This is a genomic window from Candidatus Hadarchaeales archaeon, assembly GCA_038823825.1.
Classification (GTDB): Archaea; Hadarchaeota; Hadarchaeia; order Hadarchaeales; family Hadarchaeaceae; genus JAVZGN01.
In genome coordinates, this window is record JAWBCC010000001.1 from 219,668 (window position 1) to 235,125 (window position 15,458).

A 15,458-nucleotide genomic window follows, 5' to 3' on the forward strand; every position below is an offset into this window, starting at 1 on the left:
TTCACTTTTTGTTGGGTGAAATCCAACACCAGCAAATCCTCTTAAGTTTGATTTCCTCCTCTTCTGGTGTTAAAGTTCTCTTTTCCTTTAAGAGAGGAGGTATCACCTTCTTTGCTTCCTCCAGTAACCTTTCCTCCTTCATGGCTCTGTAGAGCTGGTTCACCACCGTTGTCCTATCGCAAACTTCCCTAAAACCTGCGGCCAGTTCTTCTCCCTCATCACCTAAGGCGCTGAGCTTCTCAAAGATTTCTCTAACCCTCCGACCGCCTAGAGGACCTTGAGTTCGTTGACGAACTTTTTTCCTTTCCAATTCCTTGATGAGTTCCAGTTTGACCAGTTTTAAACGTTCCACTAACTTTTCATAATCTATTCTCTCTCCCTTTCCGTTTCCAGGTCTTCTCAAAATCTCTATGACCTTAATGGGTGAAGTTTCGGTTTGAGGTTTATCGAAATACCTTAACCTCCAGTAAATCTCCTTTCCGTCGGTAAATGCTACGAAAAGGGCTTCCCTCTCCCCCCTCATGAAGGAACCTATGCCGCAAGGCAGTTTCTCCAGCCACTCTTTTCCTTTTTCCCTTAGGATTTCCGCTAGAACGTCAGCAGGATCGTTGGTGAACTGCTCCATCTGGGTTTCGAGGAACCTGAGTGCTTCATGGTCTTCTTTGGAGAGGGCCCTAATCAGCGTAAAGTCCTTGGGGATTGGTTGCTCTCCCAAAACCGAAGCATCAAGCCCTACGGTACTCCGGATGGCTTCTAACCTCAGATACAACCTTTCCGTCAGACGGAGGAAGCGCTGTAGAGTGTCTTCTTCCGGGAATAGGTTGGTTAAATACACAACAGGATAAGGAGAACCTATCCTGTCCACCCTTCCTGCCCTTTGGATGAGAACCACTGGGTTCCAAGGGAAATCGTAGTTGATCACGTATTGGGCGTTTTGTAGGTTTTGGCCGGTGCTGAGAACATCGGTGCTGATCATCAGTCCTCCTCTTTTCTTGAATTCTTCGACTCCTTCAGCCTCCCCCATCCTTTTTCCTTGAGGCCCTATGGCTCCTTCTCCTGTTACTAGGAAGGGGGAGAGGTGTTTGAATCTCTCGTATAAATACCGAGCGGTGTCGGCGTATTGCGTGAAAATGATGATGCCGTTATTTCCGGTCAGGTTACGTGAGGTTTCTTCTACCCAAGCTTTAACCTCCTCGAGCTTGGTATCTCTCTCTGGAAGCAGCTTGAGGAGTTCTTGGATTTTTTCTTTATCTTTCTCATACCCTTGCTGGAACTCTTCGATTTCCGCAGGGGTGAGCCTACATTTCTCCACAAGCTCCGGGAGTTTGAAGACTTCCTCAGGTTCCGGAAGCTCTCCTCCTTCTTCTTCTCCAACCAGCGAAAGTACTTCTCCCCTTACTCGCGGGGGAAGGAAGATTCCCTTCTCCTTCGCGTACTTGACCGCGTTCTCCAAATAATTCTCCATCTTCTCCAAGGACTTTCGGAAGGCCTCCAAGCTGCTCTCGAGCCTCTTCAGTAGGTTTATTCTTACTACCGTCTTCACCAGCTCCTTGAGTTTTTCCAGCTTCTCGGAGGCCACAGCTTTCGAGATGATGCTTCCGTCAGGAAGTCTCAGTTCTCCGCTCAGCTTCTCGACGGAAAAATCGTAGCACTTGAAATCCATGGATTCTAGAATCTCCATTACCTTCTCGGGGTCGAAGGGCAAAGAGTAGTGGATGCTGAGGAGCTTCCTTTCTGGGAACTTTACCTCCTTTGAAAGTTCTTTGGCGAAATCTCTTGAGATTCTCACCACGAACCTTCGGAGAACCTCGTCCATGTCCACAGGTTTTCCTTCTAGCCACTCCTTTTGTCTGGCGGTAAAGTATCCTCTCAGGGATCCTCCTTCCAAGGCTGTATCGGGCAAATAAAGACTTAGGAGGGAGTAAAGGTCCATCAAGCTCGTGTTGACGGGAGTAGCAGTAAGCAGAACCACATCGGCTCGATTCTTGTTGATTAACTCCGCCAAAGCCCGATAGCGGTTGGTAGACGGATGCCTGAATTGATGCGCCTCATCCACTATGATTAGACCAAGGGGATTCTCCGGGTCCGAGAATTTTTCAACTGTTCCCTCAGGGTCGCTGGACAGCCTCTCGGAGTTGATGCTTTCCAGCTGGATGTTCATCTTCCTCATCTCCTCCTTCCAAGTGGTCTCCAGCACACTCTTGGGGGCTATGAGAAGAGTGCGGTCAGGCATGGCATCGTGGGCCAACACCAGACCTACCCTAGTTTTGCCCAACCCCGTAGAGTCCGCGACTAAAACGCCTCCCCATTTTTGAAGCTTCAAGCGGGACTCCAGCACCGAAAGGCGTTGATGAGGATAAAGTTTCTCAAAAGTTTTCTCCTTTTCTTCTATCTGCTCGAGTCCTTCCTTATAGCTCTCGTAGAGAGCTTTGGCAAGCACCTCCAAGGGGGTCCAGGTGACGGTATAGTTCTTGAGCATGGAGAGGAACTCCTCCTTGAAATCCTTTGCCATCTCCCAGACTTCTTGGAACCAGTCGAAGAGCTGTTGAACTGCCATCGGATCCGTGTCTACCATGTTGAGCTCACGGTTCTTGACCAGACCGGCATAGGTGAAGTTGCTAGATCCGACCACGGCCACTCCGTTGGCTTCTTGTTGGCTGGAAATGCCTAGGTAAGCCTTTCCGTGAAAGAAGGGCATCTCCAAAATTCTCACTTCTACTTCTGGGGACTCAAAATGGGATATGGCTTCCTGGAGAAGCTTGAAATATTCAGGGTTGTCCTCGTTCTCCTCTAGCTCCTTTAAGATCTCGTCTTCCCACCTCATGCTCTCCGTGGGCTCCTTTCCCAGCAAGAGTTTGAGAGGTTTTCCAACCAAGGTTTCTTTGATGGCACCCCAGCCCCGGATGTTGAAGTAAGCCGTGGCAATCATAATTTCGTTAGCCTTCGCCAGCTCCCTTTTCAGGACTTCCGCCAGAACTTCCCTTCTATTATCCACGATTCTAGCAGTCAAGTGGCCAACACCTTCCCTGCTTTTATTAGCCTATCTTCCACCACTTCGAGGAAGGCCTGGTGAAGCTCGTTGAGAAGGGAATCCAGCTCCAGCTTGGGACGTGTGCCGAAAACTGTTTGGACGGTGAACCAAGAGGGTGGCTTAGAGACTGGCATACTTAAAAGGCTCTCGATTACCGCCTTATCGAGTTCTTTCCTGTCAGTTTGCTTGATTTCCTCCGCATACTTCAACGGTTTTCTTTCCATCAGCTTGTGTGGGTCGAACTTTATCTTCATGTCACTCAGGTCTGGGACAGTTAACTCCTCGTAGTCCTCCACCATTATGTCTGTGGCTGCACCTCCACCTCCAAGCCTCCTGCAGTGTAGCTCCACGGTGAGGTAGAAGAGGGTGGAATTCATGTAAATCCAAACGGTCAAGGGATCAATTCCCCTGTTACAATACAAAGCATACAACCTATGGTCACACATCACGGGATTCTTGCTGAAGGGTATGTAGATGAGGTCCCTCCAAGACATGGGAAGGAGGATGTGGGTGGGCTCGAACTCGGGAAGCTCCCACCATCTTTCCCTCGCCTTGCAGGTGGGACGTTTATGGAATCCCTGCGATTCCCCCCATTTGATGTACTTCTTGGTGAAGGGTCCGGGGTCCGAGGTGTAGAGACACAGCGTTTTGACGGAAGGAATCAAGAAGCTCCTTATCTCCTTTGGGCTCCTCACGAGGGGCTTCGTGTCTTTACGGTCTATTACGAATCTCTCTCCGGCCTCATTTTCTATGTATATCAGCCCCTTTTCCTCCAACTCCTTCCGGTTCTTTGCTGGGATATCCCTGAATTTCTGGGGATTCGCGAGCCTGTCGGCTTCATAGAGGTGGCTCACATCCTTCATGTAGAAGAACTCATTTGCTCCCGTTTTAATCCCAAATTTTATTTCAACGAATTCCTTCAGTTTGTGAGTCAACCTCGGTAAGAAAACTTCCTCGAAAATGCGGGGGGAGCGTAAATAGTACCACTTTCCTGGTTTCAGTTCTGACCTCCTAAAGGACCTATAGTTTCTAATAGTGTTACCCGTATAGGAGTCCAAGTAGATGAAATCGACACTTTCCTCCCCCGTTTCCCGCTGGAGGATGGTTATAACGGTGTTTATGTCAGCCTGAAAGCTCCTCTTCCTTTGCCCGTATACCGCCCTGAGGTGTGGCAGGAGCTCTCGTTGTAAAGTTCTTCCGTAGCCCGACTCCAACCACTTATCAGAAGAGATGACGGCCACCACCCCGCCCTTTCTGACCAATTGAATGGCTCTTAACATAAAGTAGGCATAGAGATCCGAGGTCCTGTCCAAACCGTAAATCCCAACATACAAATTCTTCTTTCCCTCCGGTATCTGCTCCTGCCTGACATAGGGCGGGTTCATTACCACGATATCCACCTTGGAAGGATAGAGGCTTTCGATGGTAAGACCCTCGCGTACCCCCATCTTCTCACTGATTTTCCTCTTCAGTTCGCTCATTTTCTTTCTGAGCAGTTTTTTCCTTTCCTCTGTGTGCTCTCTGAGATACTCCGCGTTGAGTCTCCTAAATTCATTTATTAATTCCGAAAGCTTTGTCTCCATAAACTCGTCCAGCTTTGGACTCTGGGAAGGAGGATATAGGGAATCTTCGATTTCCATGAGGTTCAAGTCTAGGTTTGGAAGAGGCTCAGGTTCCCTCTGGTCTATGACCAAGGAAAGCCAGAGCCTCAGCTTTGCTATTTCCACTGCCTCAGGCTCTATGTCGAAGCCGCAGAGGTTAGGGAGAATCCTTTTCTTGTATTCCTCTGGGTCCCCTCTCCATCCCACAGTAGCCTCGGCTTCGTGGATGAGCTGGATCAGGGTCTGCATCATAATTACCAAAAAACCACCGGACCCTACCGCGGGATCCATTACCCGCAGGGAGAGGAGCTTTTCTCTGAACTCCCTGACTTTCTTTTCCGATTTTTCTCTCCTAAGTTCATCTAAGAATTCCTCAAGTCCATCCACCAGCTCCAGTCTCCCATTTCTTTCCACCACTTTATCTTTGAGCCCCAGACAGGCCGCAATGGCTTTCCTGCACATGAACCCTATCTCGTTGGGAGGGGTGTAGAAGGTTCCTTTCTCTTTTCTTTCCTTTTCCGAAAGGAGGTTCTCAAGCACGGTTCCCAGCAGGAGGGGATCTATGCATACCTCCATCTCCATAGGGGAAGACTCATCCACGGTGAAATTGTATCTGTTGAAAAACTCCCTAGCCTCCAAAAAGATGGGCTCAAGCTTCTTTTCCGTCTTATCCTCGAGTTCCGGTGTGAAGTATTCTTCTCGCTCGAAAAGCGATCCATTGAGCAAAGGCATTCCACCTTCTCCTTTGGCGAGTTCCTCGTAACACAGGCGGTTGAAGTCCCGTACATTTTTTATCCTATCGACGTATTTCCTGTCTCCTTTCAACCATCCCTTCCTTTGAAGGAAGTACAGGAACATGAGTCTGCCCAAGAACCTCTGAGCATAGGAGGATGCTCTTTCCCCCATACTCGCTTTGAGGACCGAAACCGTTTTCTCGTAGAGTTCACGGTATCCCTCGAAGAACTCATCCCTGACTTTTTCATACGGAAAGAAGCTCGTATCATAGGCATCTTTCAGTTTCTCCTTTCCTGGAAACCTGAGAGATTCCAGAACCTCTATGTCGGTGCGATAAAGTCTCTCGTGAAGCCAAAGGATTTTTACTTCCCCTCCAGTGCCTTTTCCCGGAACGATCACAGCGTAACTATCTCTCCCGTCCGTGAAGAAGAGGAGGGGCCTGATGAGTCTTTTGCTTTTCCAGTTTCTCGCCACTTGAGAGCGGACACTCCTCGGAGGAAGTTTGGAGAATTGAAGGATGATCCCCTCCACGTAATCGTCCTTGTAAATCCTCAATACGTCTACAGGACTAACGTGGGCAGGAATAACCCCAGCATCCTTCAGTGTTTCTGTGTCCAGCTTCTCTTCTCGAAGCGGATAACCCAGTTTTTGCAGAGTCTCCATCCAAAAGGACACGTCGAAAGCTCTTGCTTCCATTGATATTCACTATTAATTTCCCTTAGTTTAAAAAATTTCTTCGATGTTCCTCTGGCTTTGAGAAAAAACAGCTGATGCTTTGTGTTTACACTATGAAAAAACTAAAATTCACATCACGCCCAGGGGAAGCACAAATTATGGCATGAAGCTTTAAAAAGCAAAGGATTAAAAGCATCGTTCTCTTACGATTATTGAGTCGAAGAAAGGAGAGGAATGGAAAATGGTATTTGCACCACCAGGCGCGGGTTATGACCGGGCGATAACCGTCTTCAGCCCGGATGGCAAACTTTATCAGGTCCAGTACGCTCAAGAAGCGGTAAAACGGGGACTCACAGCTCTCGGGATGAAAGTCAAGGATGGCGTTGTCCTCGCAGCTGAAAAGATGGTCCGCAGCAAACTCGTTGAGGAGACTTCGATAGAGAAAATTTTCCAGATAGACGAGCACATAGGGGCTGCAGTCTCCGGCCTCATCGCTGACGGTCGAGTCCTAATAGATCAAGCAAGACTTGAGGCACAGATAAACAGACTGCGATATGACGAGCCGATAACGGTCTACGCATTGGCCAAGAGGATCGGAGATATCCAGCAACTTTACACTCAGCACGGTGGCGTTCGTCCGTTCGGGGTGAGAATTCTGATAGGAGGAGTGGATAATGGAACGCCCAGCCTCTACGAGACTGATCCAAGCGGAGTTGTAGCTGCTTACAAATGTCAGGCAATAGGTAGGGAATCGCAAACCGTGGTTAACTTCTTCGAGGAAAAATACGACCCGAACCTCGGTTTAGAAGATGCGATAAAGCTTGCGGTCGAGGCCCTATCGAAAGTTGTCGAGCCGCCCTTAACTTCCGACAAGTTAGAAATGGCTGTGATTCCAATGGAGACCGCAAAGTTCCGAAAGCTCACGCAGACAGAGATCTCAAAGTATACGAAGCCATACGAAAAAGCCAGACCGAAGGAGTAGAAGGAGTCTCCTATGGTCAAGTTAGAGGATGCCGTGATAGCGAGATTTTCAAGTCACGGCATGAACTTCGAAATTTTGGTCGACCCAAACTTGGCTGTTAGTCTGCGAGAGGGCAAGCAGGTAGACATGAGAGCGATGCTCGCCATTGACAAGGTTTTCAAAGATGCCCGGAAGGGAGAGTCGGCGTCGGAAGAAAGTCTTTTAAAGGTTTTCGGTACGTCCGACGTTTTCCGGGTTGCCGAACAAATCGTGAAAAACGGTGAAATTCAGCTTACGACCGAGCAGCGCAGAAAGATGAGGGAGGAAAAGGTGAAGCAAATCGTGACTATCCTTTCAAGAAGGGCGATAAATCCACAGACTGGAACTCCTCATCCTCCGGCAAGGATAGAAGCTGCCCTGAAGGAGGCAAAGGTTCAAATCGACGAGTTCAAGAGTGCTGAAGAGCAGATTCCGAAGATAGTCAAGGCCTTGCTTCCAATTCTACCGTTGAAATTTGAAATCAGGAAAATTGCAGTTAAAATTCCGCCAGCCTACGTCGGAAAAGCTATCCACGTTGTGAGAAAAATGGGCACCATCAAGCAGGAGGAGTGGCTTCAAGATGGTTCTTGGGTGGTTTTAATGGAGATCCCGGCTGCTGTGGAAGCCGAAGTCTACGAAAAGTTGAACGAGCTAACGAAAGGAGAGGTTGAAACGAAGGTGATAGAATGATTCTCGTTCAGAACAGGGAGCTTGTGATTCCAGGTCAGAAAATCGCGGAAGGAAAGTACAAGATCAAGGAAGGAGTTTACAAGGAAGGTGACGAGATATTTGCTGCAGTGGTTGGTCTAGCGGAAATCAGCGATGAAACGATTAAGGTGATCCCGCTAGAAGGGAGATATATTCCCAAGGAAGGCGATCTGGTCATAGGAGTTGTGATAGACGTTCACGCTTGGGGGTGGGTTGTGGACATAAACTCACCCTATACTGGAAATCTGCTGTTTTCCGATTACTTAGAAAGAAAGGTGGATCCGGTCCGGGAAAATCCACACAAACATCTCACACTTGGTGATGTTGTTGCTCTGCAGGTCAAAGAAGTTAACGAAAGAAAGTACGTTTTACTTGAGGGCGGCAAAGCTGGTCTCGGGAGGTTGCGAGGAGGCAGAATGGTAGAGATCTCTCCCATGAAAATCCCACGCGTGAGAGGAAAAAAGGGTTCAATGCTCAAGGTTCTTCAGGATATCGGTGGATGTCGACTTTTGGTCGGACAGAATGGAAGAATAGTTATATGGGCGAAAACACCTGAGCGCACGGCTGTAATAGTTGAGGCTCTGAAGAGAATTGAGAGGGAAGCGCACATACCAGGTCTGACAGACCGAATACGTTTAATGCTGGAAGGGAGGAATGTAAAGGATGCAGAAACCTGAAAAGCTGATAATTGATGGCAGAAGGCTAGATGGTCGGGCACCGGACGAGATGAGACCACTGAAAATAATTGCTGGACCCTTGCAGAGGGCTGACGGATCAGCCTATGTAGAGCTTGGAAAAAACAAGGTTCTTGCGGCGGTTTACGGACCTCGTGAGATGCATCCGAAGCATGAAGCAGAGCCCGACCAGTGCATCCTGCGCTGTAGATATTCCATGGCACCGTTCTCTGTTGAGGAGAGGAAGAAACCAGGACCAGACAGAAGATCGATTGAGATTTCCAAGGTCATAAGAGAAGCCCTTGAACCGGTTCTTTTCTTGGAATTATACCCAAGAGCTGTCATAGACGTGTTTATCGAGGTGCTTCAAGCCGATGCTGGGACAAGAACAGCCGGGATAAACGCCGCGGCAGTTGCCCTAGCCGACGCCGGGATTCCAATGAAGGATCTTGTCTCCGCGATTGCCGTGGGAAAGGTCGATGGAACAGTGGTTTTGGATCTTAACAAAGAGGAAGATCAATTTGGAGAGACAGACATGCCAGTCGCGATGATAGTCAGGAGAAAGGCGATCACGCTTCTCCAGATGGACGGACATTTCACGGAGGAAGAGTTTAAGCAAGCTCTGGATTTTGCTTTCAAAGGGTGCGAGCAGGTATTTGAGGCTCAGAGACGTGCCTTGAAGGAGAAATATGTGGTGAAGGTGTGAGAAATGGAAGTGGTTTCCAGAATAAAGAAGGATTACATAATGAGTTTGCTGCAGCAAGGGAAGAGAATAGATGGGAGAGCTTTCGATCAGTTCAGAAGTGTTAGCGTGGAGAAAGGGATTATCCAAACTGCTAACGGATCGGCTCTTGTGAAGATGGGTGCCACGCAGGTGCTTGTTGGAGTGAAGATAGGGAAAGGAGAACCTTTTCCCGACCAGCCGGAAGAAGGAATTCTGGTCGTGAACGCGGAGCTTCTTCCTTTGGCCTCACCGACTTTTGAGCCAGGTCCGCCGGACGAAGATGCGATAGAGCTTGCGAGGGTCGTCGACCGCGGTATCCGGGAGTCTAAATGCTTGGAGCTTGAAAAGATGGCGATAGTTCCGGGCGAGGAAGTCTGGACGGTTTTTATAGATATTTATGTTCTGGATCACGACGGAAACCTTATTGATGCCTCGGCTCTCGCAGCCATAGCCGCTCTGACTGATACGAAGCCACCGGCCGATGAGGCTTGGAAGCTTCAAGGTTTTCCGCTGAGAAAGTATCCTGTAGCCGTGACTTTTGCGAAGATTGGCGATCAGCTTCTGCTGGATCCAAATCTTGAGGAAGAGCAGGTGATGGATGCTAGACTGACGATGGCTTTCACGGAGGATGGAGCCTTGTGCGCTATGCAGAAGGGAGGAAAGGGATACTTTACCAGAGAGGAAGTGGAGAGAGCCTTTCAGATTGCAAGGCAAAAGTCCGCGGAGCTCAGAAGATTATTAGGAGTAGGTTAAAATGGCTAGAAAGAGGACGAAAAAGGTTGGAATAGCCGGAAAATTCGGCCCGCGCTATGGATTCACTCTGAGGAGGAGATATGCCGAAGTTGCGGAGAAGGCCAGGAAACAGTATCCGTGTCCGAACTGCGGTGCGGTGAAGGCCAAGAGAATAAGCACGGCGATATGGCAGTGCAGACGATGCGGGACGAAATTCGCAGGTCGGGCATACTATCCGACTGAATCCGCTTGAAAGAGATTGTATGATATTGCTTACGACCTCAAGGAGGCCGTATCACGAGACGCGAATTCTTGCCCGTGAACTCTCAAGAGTCCTCCCGTCTTCCCGCTACCTTCCGCGGGGAACTAAAACGGTCAACGAACTTCTCTCGCTCGCATTCCGCTTCGGGCTCAAAGGGGTGTGGATAGTGGAGAACTCCGATGGGAAGCCAGGATTTCTCAGGTGTATATTGCCAACCCGTGGCAGCCTCTGGGAAGAACTCCAAATCGACTTCTCGGATTTTGTTCTTCAAAGAGGAACCGGAAAGAAGATAGAAATCAGTCCTACGCACTTGAAGATTCTTCCTGGGGGAGAACCCCTTGCCCACGAGATATCAAAGTTTCTGCAATTACAGATTGCTGAAAAATCCGGAGAACCTGCGGTGCTCGTCGGAGAAAGAGAAATAGCATTCTGGGATGGACAGGGAAGGATTCCTCCGGAGTTATATGTTTCTTCTTGGAGGAAAGTCGGTGGCGAAGCCTAAAAGAGTTTCTGCAAAGCTTTATTTCGACTTTGAAGACACGAAAAAAGCAGAAAGTGTATTCAAGGCGGTTCTACCGGAGAAGGATATAGAGAGATCAAGATGCAGAGTTTCCATGTTTTTAAGGGAAAGCGTTTTATATGTTGAGATAGATGCTCCAAACACGGCTTCGCTGAGAGCTGCCATAAACTCCGTGGGGAGGTGGATAGCTCTAGCGGATGAGATGGTGGAGAGGTGTGAGGAATGGAAGAGCTTTCCCCGCAGGTTAGACATCAGCTCGTCCAGTTCCAGCAGGCGCAGCAGCAGGCGCAGGCGATAATCGCGCAGAGACAGCAGCTCGAGATGCTGATTAAGGAAACAGAGATGGCGCTGCAGGAGCTGCAAAAGTTACCTGACGATGCTGTGGTTTACAAGAGCGTTGGGACAATTCTGGTCAGGGTGAACAAGCAGGAGCTGCAACAGAGTTTAACTGAAGAAAAAGAGGAGCTGGACTTGAGAATAAAGACGCTGGCAAGGCAGCAGGAGAGAATTCTGGAGAGACTGGAGGAAATGCGCCAGAAGCTGGAAGAGGCTCTCAAGGGACAGCCGAAAGGTGGGGCGGCCGGTTAGCTTGTCGATGATGGAGGTAGCGGAAGCCCTCAGGTCGCTTTCGGGCAAGCGGGCGTTAGTTCTCTGTCACCACTTTGCCGACCCGGATGGGGTAGCAAGCACTGTCGTTCTCTCCGAGGTTCTCTCTACGCTTGGAGCAAAATCAGTGGCTGCTGTCGCCGATGACATATCCCTGCCAGCTCGGCAGATATTGGAGTATTTCGGAAGGAAGGTGGAAATCAACCCGGAGCTCGATTTTGATGCCATAGTCCTCGTGGACACTTCCAGTTTTGGTCATCTCGGAAGTTTTGGTGAAAAAGTCGAAAAATTTCAGGGTTTGAAGATAGTAATAGACCACCACCGACCAAATGAGGAAACCAGAAAAGCCGTGGATTTTCATTTTGTTTTTGAAGAGTACATTTCCGAATGTGAACTGCTTGCGGATCTCGTGAAGGAGATGGGACTTAAGTTAACCCCCGAGCAGGCCTCCATGCTTCTCGCCGGTATTCTTACGGACACGGCGCATTTCAGGTTAGCTAAACCAAAGACCTTTCTCGTGGTTTCAGAGCTTTTGAAGGCGGGAGCGGATTATCAAAAAGTTGTAGAATTACTCAAGCCTCCGGAGGATAAGTCAAAGAGGGTAGCGGTTCTTAAGGCGATTGAAAGATCGGAGGTTAAAAGAATTCACGGTTTTCATTTCATTTTTTCAGAGGTCGGAGCTTTTGAGGGTGATGTGGCTTCGATTTTCGTGAAGATCGGTGCGGACGCTGCCTTTGTCGCATCTGAGGATAAGGGTAAGCTAAGGATGAGCATGAGGGCAAGCGAGCAGTTCATCGAGGAGACCAAAATTCATCTTGGTGAAGTGGCGGAAGAACTCGGGAAGATTTTCAACGGAAGCGGTGGGGGACATCCAGGGGCGGCAAGCATGATGGGAGAAGGAAGGCTCAAAGATCTCAAAAGAAATTTGTTTAATCTTCTTCAGAAGAAATTGGCTAGGTATGCACTTGGAAAGTGAACGTCTACAGAAGGCGGGCTACAGGATAATCGGAAGACATAGCGCTGTGAAGGTTTGCCACTGGACGAAAAAGAGCTTGTTAGACCGGGGCGTTTGCTACAAAGAGGAGTTTTACGGACGTGAGCTCGGGATAAAGAGTCACTTATGTCTCCAGATGACGCCTGCTTTGTGGTTTTGCGACCACAAATGCGTCCACTGCTGGAGAGACACCAGAGTGACCTCCAGTGTTTGGGAGGGGGAACCTGACGATCCTTCCCTGATCTTGGATTTAGCCATCAGAGCGCAGAGAGAACTCTTGAGCGGTTTCGGCGGGAATCCGGTAGTTAACAGAAAGAAATTTGAGGAAGCGAAGAATCCGAAGCATTGTGCGATATCGCTCGCTGGTGAGCCCACGTTTTATCCTAAGATTGCCGAACTGATCGAAGAATGCGCGAAACGTGGAATGACAAGTTTTCTTGTCTCTAATGGCATGCATCCAAAAGTCTTGGAGAAGATACCAAGTCCGAGTCAACTCTACATCTCCGTTCTTGCTCCCAATGAGGAACTTTACAGAAGACTGTGTTCTCCACTCATTCAGGATGGGTGGAACAGGCTTTTGCAAAGTTTGGATGTTCTCAGGAGTTTTAAAGGTCGTACGGCTATAAGGATAACTCTAATCAGAGGAATGAATATGGACGATCCAGCGGCGTATGCTCCGCTTGTCATTCGCGCTGAGCCGGACTTTGTTGAAGTGAAGGGATATATGTGGGTTGGTTACTCTAGAAGCAGACTCAAATTGGAGAACATGCCTTCTCACGCAGATGTTACAAGTTTCGCAAGCGAACTTTCCTCAGCGACGGGATATCGGATACCAGGTGAGCAACCGGCGAGCAGAGTTGTCCTACTCAAGCGCTGATCAAAAACAATTATTTCGTGCTTTATTTTTGAAATTTGGGAAAATTTGGACCATTTGAACGGTCTAAAGGAAAATTTTCTTCAATTTTTTGGAAAAGTTTTGTTTTTGCAGAAAGAAAATTAAAATATCGAACCGTTTTTGGAGATTTTCTAAATACTTCCTCCTACACAAATTTCTTCGGAATCAATGAGTCGTGCGGTGACAGGGGCCGCACGAGGAGCTGCACCCGAAATGAAAGGAGGGAGAACAATGCTGGGAGAACACGGATTTGCGGCCGTGGTGGTCGTAATAGTGCTGGTCTCGGTGGGCGCGGGAATGGCGATACCGGTTATCGTAGATTCCATCGATGTTAATCCAGACAGTCCGCTGTACGGACTGGAAAGGATCGGAGAGAGAATCAGAGAATCGTTTGCAGGTGGACAGCAGATGGATATCTCTCTCGCAAAAGAGAGAACAGCGGAGCTAGAGCTCATGGTCAGACGTCAAAAGGCCGAGAGATACGCATGGCTTGCAGACGAGATCGCTGAAAGACTGGAGAAGGCGACGGAGAGGGCTGCTGAAAACGTCGGTCTCGTCAGGGCGATGGAGGCGGTCCAGATACACACGAGAAGACTAGAGACTCTTCTGGAGAACGAGAATCTGCCGGAGAAAGCCAGGCTTGCGGTTTCCTTTGCGCTTTGCAGGAGCAGTGCAGTGATGGGCGTTCTTTCAGAAGTTCAGGCTCGCGTTGAGGCTCGCGAGAGGATCCGCGAGAGAATCAGAGAGATGCGTGAGGAGTTCGCAGATCTCAAGAAAGAAGCGGAAGAGAACCTACGAATGAATTTGCCGATAGAGCCGGCTCTGCACAGAGTCCATATGATGGTCGCCACAAGGTTGATGGCCAGAATAGAGAACATTATTGTTGTGAAACCAGAGAACGCTGAAAATCTCGCAGAACTCATACAGAGAAGGCTAGAGGAAGCGCTGACAAACTGCACGGATAATCAGCTCATCGAAGAAGTGCTGGAGAAACTCGCTGAATACCGGGAGAAGCTCGAGAATATCCGCGAAAACATGCCAGAGATCCTGCCATGGATTCCACCTATTTGCAACAGGATCGTTATAGTAATAGTCGTTGTGGAGAACAAAGTTGTAAACATTCCTCAAGTACCTCCGATAGAAATGCGTGAGAACATCAAGGAAACGTTGCGCCAGATCAGAGAGGAAATCAGAGAAATCAGGCAAGAGTTCAAGCAGATCAGAGAGGAAATAAGAGAAAGGCTGCGTCAGGGTGAGAACATTCAAGAAATTATCGATAATCTCGATCTCTCAACAGTCGAGGTCTTGATCAAGAATCTCCAGATGCAGGTCGAAAATCTCAGAAGCATGCGATCATTGGACATGGCGAGCGAACATGTCTACAGAATCGTTAGGAGAGTGAATAAACCGGAACAACTGGAAAGGGTCAGAAATCTCTTGGAGCACAAGATATTGCCACTTAAAGAGAACGTTCCGGCCGGTGCACCAGTCGAAAATCTCATAGAATGGACGGAGAACTGTTTGCAGAGTATCAATCAGATTCAGCAGGGAGTTGAAGCTGGAGAGATACCTCCGCAGCAGATACAGTCCACGATCGTAGATATGATAAAACCGCCGCACTGGAGAAGGTGAAACGATGAGGCAGGACGCAGGGATAGTCATACTCTCGATGATCTTACCAGTGGTCATCCTCGCTGGGTTGTTTCAGGGTGTCGAAGACCTTTCAGCCAAAGTTCTTGCTCTTCTGCTGCCGGCGGTGGTCTCAGGGGGGATAGCTCTTCTGATGGTCGCCGCCACGCGTCGCCAGAAATAAAAACACAGAATGTCAAGATAAAATCGATGGATACCAAGGAGATGCTAGCGATCGTCGCGGTTGTCGTGGTTCTTCAGCTTTGTCTGAGCTTTATTGTTTATCTTTTTTCACCTTTTTTTGATCTTTCAGCCTTGGTTGTTGCTGTGGCGATCATGGCGTCTGTAGCTGGTTCGATTGCGGCAATTCTGCTTTTTCTTTTCAAACGCTACGCAACTGAGCGAGCGGTTAGGGTGGCAATGCTCACTTTGAGTGAGGATGAGAGAAAAGTTTTGAATGAGATATTAAGAGAAGGAGAGATAAGGCAGGACGTTCTTAGAAGGCGGGTCGACATGTCGAAGTCAAAACTCAGTGCTCTTGTCAACAATCTCGAAAAGAAGGGTGCAATCATCAAAATAAGGTATCATAAGACAAACATTTTGAGGGCAACGAAGGAGTTCGGCGGGAAATCTTAATAGTGTTGGGGCAGAAAAGATTTTGTTTGGAGGTGG

At 48.6% G+C, this 15,458-nt stretch carries 16 protein-coding genes; 14 read left to right on the plus strand and 2 right to left on the minus strand.

Annotated elements, in window-relative coordinates; all coding sequences use genetic code 11:
- Position 1: 1 nt before the first annotated feature.
- Together QXF64_01085 and QXF64_01090 are read right to left on the minus strand one after the other, a co-directional pair.
- Positions 2 to 3,010 carry a helicase-related protein gene (locus tag QXF64_01085; GenBank protein MEM1689088.1) on the minus strand — a complete coding sequence of 1,003 codons (3,009 nt, stop codon included), beginning with the start codon at positions 3,008 to 3,010 and terminating at the stop codon, positions 2 to 4.
- The gene (locus QXF64_01090) at positions 3,007 to 6,063 is read right to left on the minus strand and encodes a DNA methyltransferase (protein MEM1689089.1); all 3,057 of its coding nucleotides are present in this window, start codon (positions 6,061 to 6,063) and stop codon (positions 3,007 to 3,009) included. The genes QXF64_01085 and QXF64_01090 overlap by 4 nt, the downstream gene beginning before the upstream one ends.
- Before the next feature lie 220 nt (positions 6,064 to 6,283).
- Between QXF64_01090 and psmA the strand changes: the two genes are divergently transcribed.
- The 14 genes from psmA (at position 6,284) to QXF64_01160 (ending at position 15,422) form a co-directional block, all read left to right on the plus strand.
- Entirely contained in the window at positions 6,284 to 7,024 is a 741-nt protein-coding gene (gene psmA / locus QXF64_01095; protein ID MEM1689090.1) for an archaeal proteasome endopeptidase complex subunit alpha, read from the plus strand.
- A gap of 12 nt (positions 7,025 to 7,036) precedes the next feature.
- On the plus strand, positions 7,037 to 7,732 hold the full coding sequence (locus QXF64_01100; protein MEM1689091.1) for a ribosome assembly factor SBDS: 696 nt from the start codon (positions 7,037 to 7,039) through the stop codon (positions 7,730 to 7,732).
- On the plus strand, positions 7,729 to 8,427 hold the full coding sequence (gene rrp4 / locus QXF64_01105; protein ID MEM1689092.1) for an exosome complex RNA-binding protein Rrp4: 699 nt from the start codon (positions 7,729 to 7,731) through the stop codon (positions 8,425 to 8,427). The genes QXF64_01100 and rrp4 overlap by 4 nt, the downstream gene beginning before the upstream one ends.
- Positions 8,414 to 9,130 (plus strand): exosome complex exonuclease Rrp41, encoded by a 717-nt coding sequence (gene rrp41 / locus QXF64_01110; protein MEM1689093.1) that lies wholly within the window; start codon positions 8,414 to 8,416, stop codon positions 9,128 to 9,130. The genes rrp4 and rrp41 overlap by 14 nt, the downstream gene beginning before the upstream one ends.
- A gap of 3 nt (positions 9,131 to 9,133) precedes the next feature.
- The gene (gene rrp42, locus QXF64_01115) at positions 9,134 to 9,901 is read left to right on the plus strand and encodes an exosome complex protein Rrp42 (protein ID MEM1689094.1); all 768 of its coding nucleotides are present in this window, start codon (positions 9,134 to 9,136) and stop codon (positions 9,899 to 9,901) included.
- Between the two features lies 1 nt (position 9,902).
- Positions 9,903 to 10,133: a 50S ribosomal protein L37ae gene (locus QXF64_01120; protein MEM1689095.1), complete on the plus strand. Its 231-nt coding sequence runs from the start codon at positions 9,903 to 9,905 to the stop codon at positions 10,131 to 10,133.
- Between the two features lie 10 nt (positions 10,134 to 10,143).
- Positions 10,144 to 10,644: a hypothetical protein gene (locus QXF64_01125; protein MEM1689096.1), complete on the plus strand. Its 501-nt coding sequence runs from the start codon at positions 10,144 to 10,146 to the stop codon at positions 10,642 to 10,644.
- On the plus strand, positions 10,631 to 10,960 hold the full coding sequence (locus QXF64_01130) for a KEOPS complex subunit Pcc1 (GenBank protein MEM1689097.1): 330 nt from the start codon (positions 10,631 to 10,633) through the stop codon (positions 10,958 to 10,960). Before QXF64_01125 ends, QXF64_01130 begins: the two co-directional genes overlap by 14 nt.
- Positions 10,885 to 11,250, plus strand: a complete 366-nt coding sequence (locus QXF64_01135) for a prefoldin subunit beta (GenBank protein MEM1689098.1) — start codon at positions 10,885 to 10,887, stop codon at positions 11,248 to 11,250. Before QXF64_01130 ends, QXF64_01135 begins: the two co-directional genes overlap by 76 nt.
- A 7-nt stretch (positions 11,251 to 11,257) precedes the next feature.
- Positions 11,258 to 12,244 carry a DHH family phosphoesterase gene (locus QXF64_01140; protein ID MEM1689099.1) on the plus strand — a complete coding sequence of 329 codons (987 nt, stop codon included), beginning with the start codon at positions 11,258 to 11,260 and terminating at the stop codon, positions 12,242 to 12,244.
- Positions 12,228 to 13,139, plus strand: a complete 912-nt coding sequence (gene twy1, locus QXF64_01145) for a 4-demethylwyosine synthase TYW1 (GenBank protein MEM1689100.1) — start codon at positions 12,228 to 12,230, stop codon at positions 13,137 to 13,139. Before QXF64_01140 ends, twy1 begins: the two co-directional genes overlap by 17 nt.
- A 249-nt stretch (positions 13,140 to 13,388) precedes the next feature.
- Positions 13,389 to 14,789, plus strand: a complete 1,401-nt coding sequence (locus QXF64_01150; protein MEM1689101.1) for a DUF5667 domain-containing protein — start codon at positions 13,389 to 13,391, stop codon at positions 14,787 to 14,789.
- 4 nt (positions 14,790 to 14,793) lie between these two features.
- Positions 14,794 to 14,970, plus strand: coding sequence for a hypothetical protein (locus QXF64_01155; GenBank protein MEM1689102.1), 177 nt, complete (start codon positions 14,794 to 14,796; stop codon positions 14,968 to 14,970).
- A gap of 26 nt (positions 14,971 to 14,996) precedes the next feature.
- Complete coding sequence (locus QXF64_01160) at positions 14,997 to 15,422, plus strand: winged helix-turn-helix transcriptional regulator (protein MEM1689103.1); 426 nt, start codon at positions 14,997 to 14,999, stop codon at positions 15,420 to 15,422.
- The last annotated feature ends 36 nt before the right edge of the window (positions 15,423 to 15,458 follow it).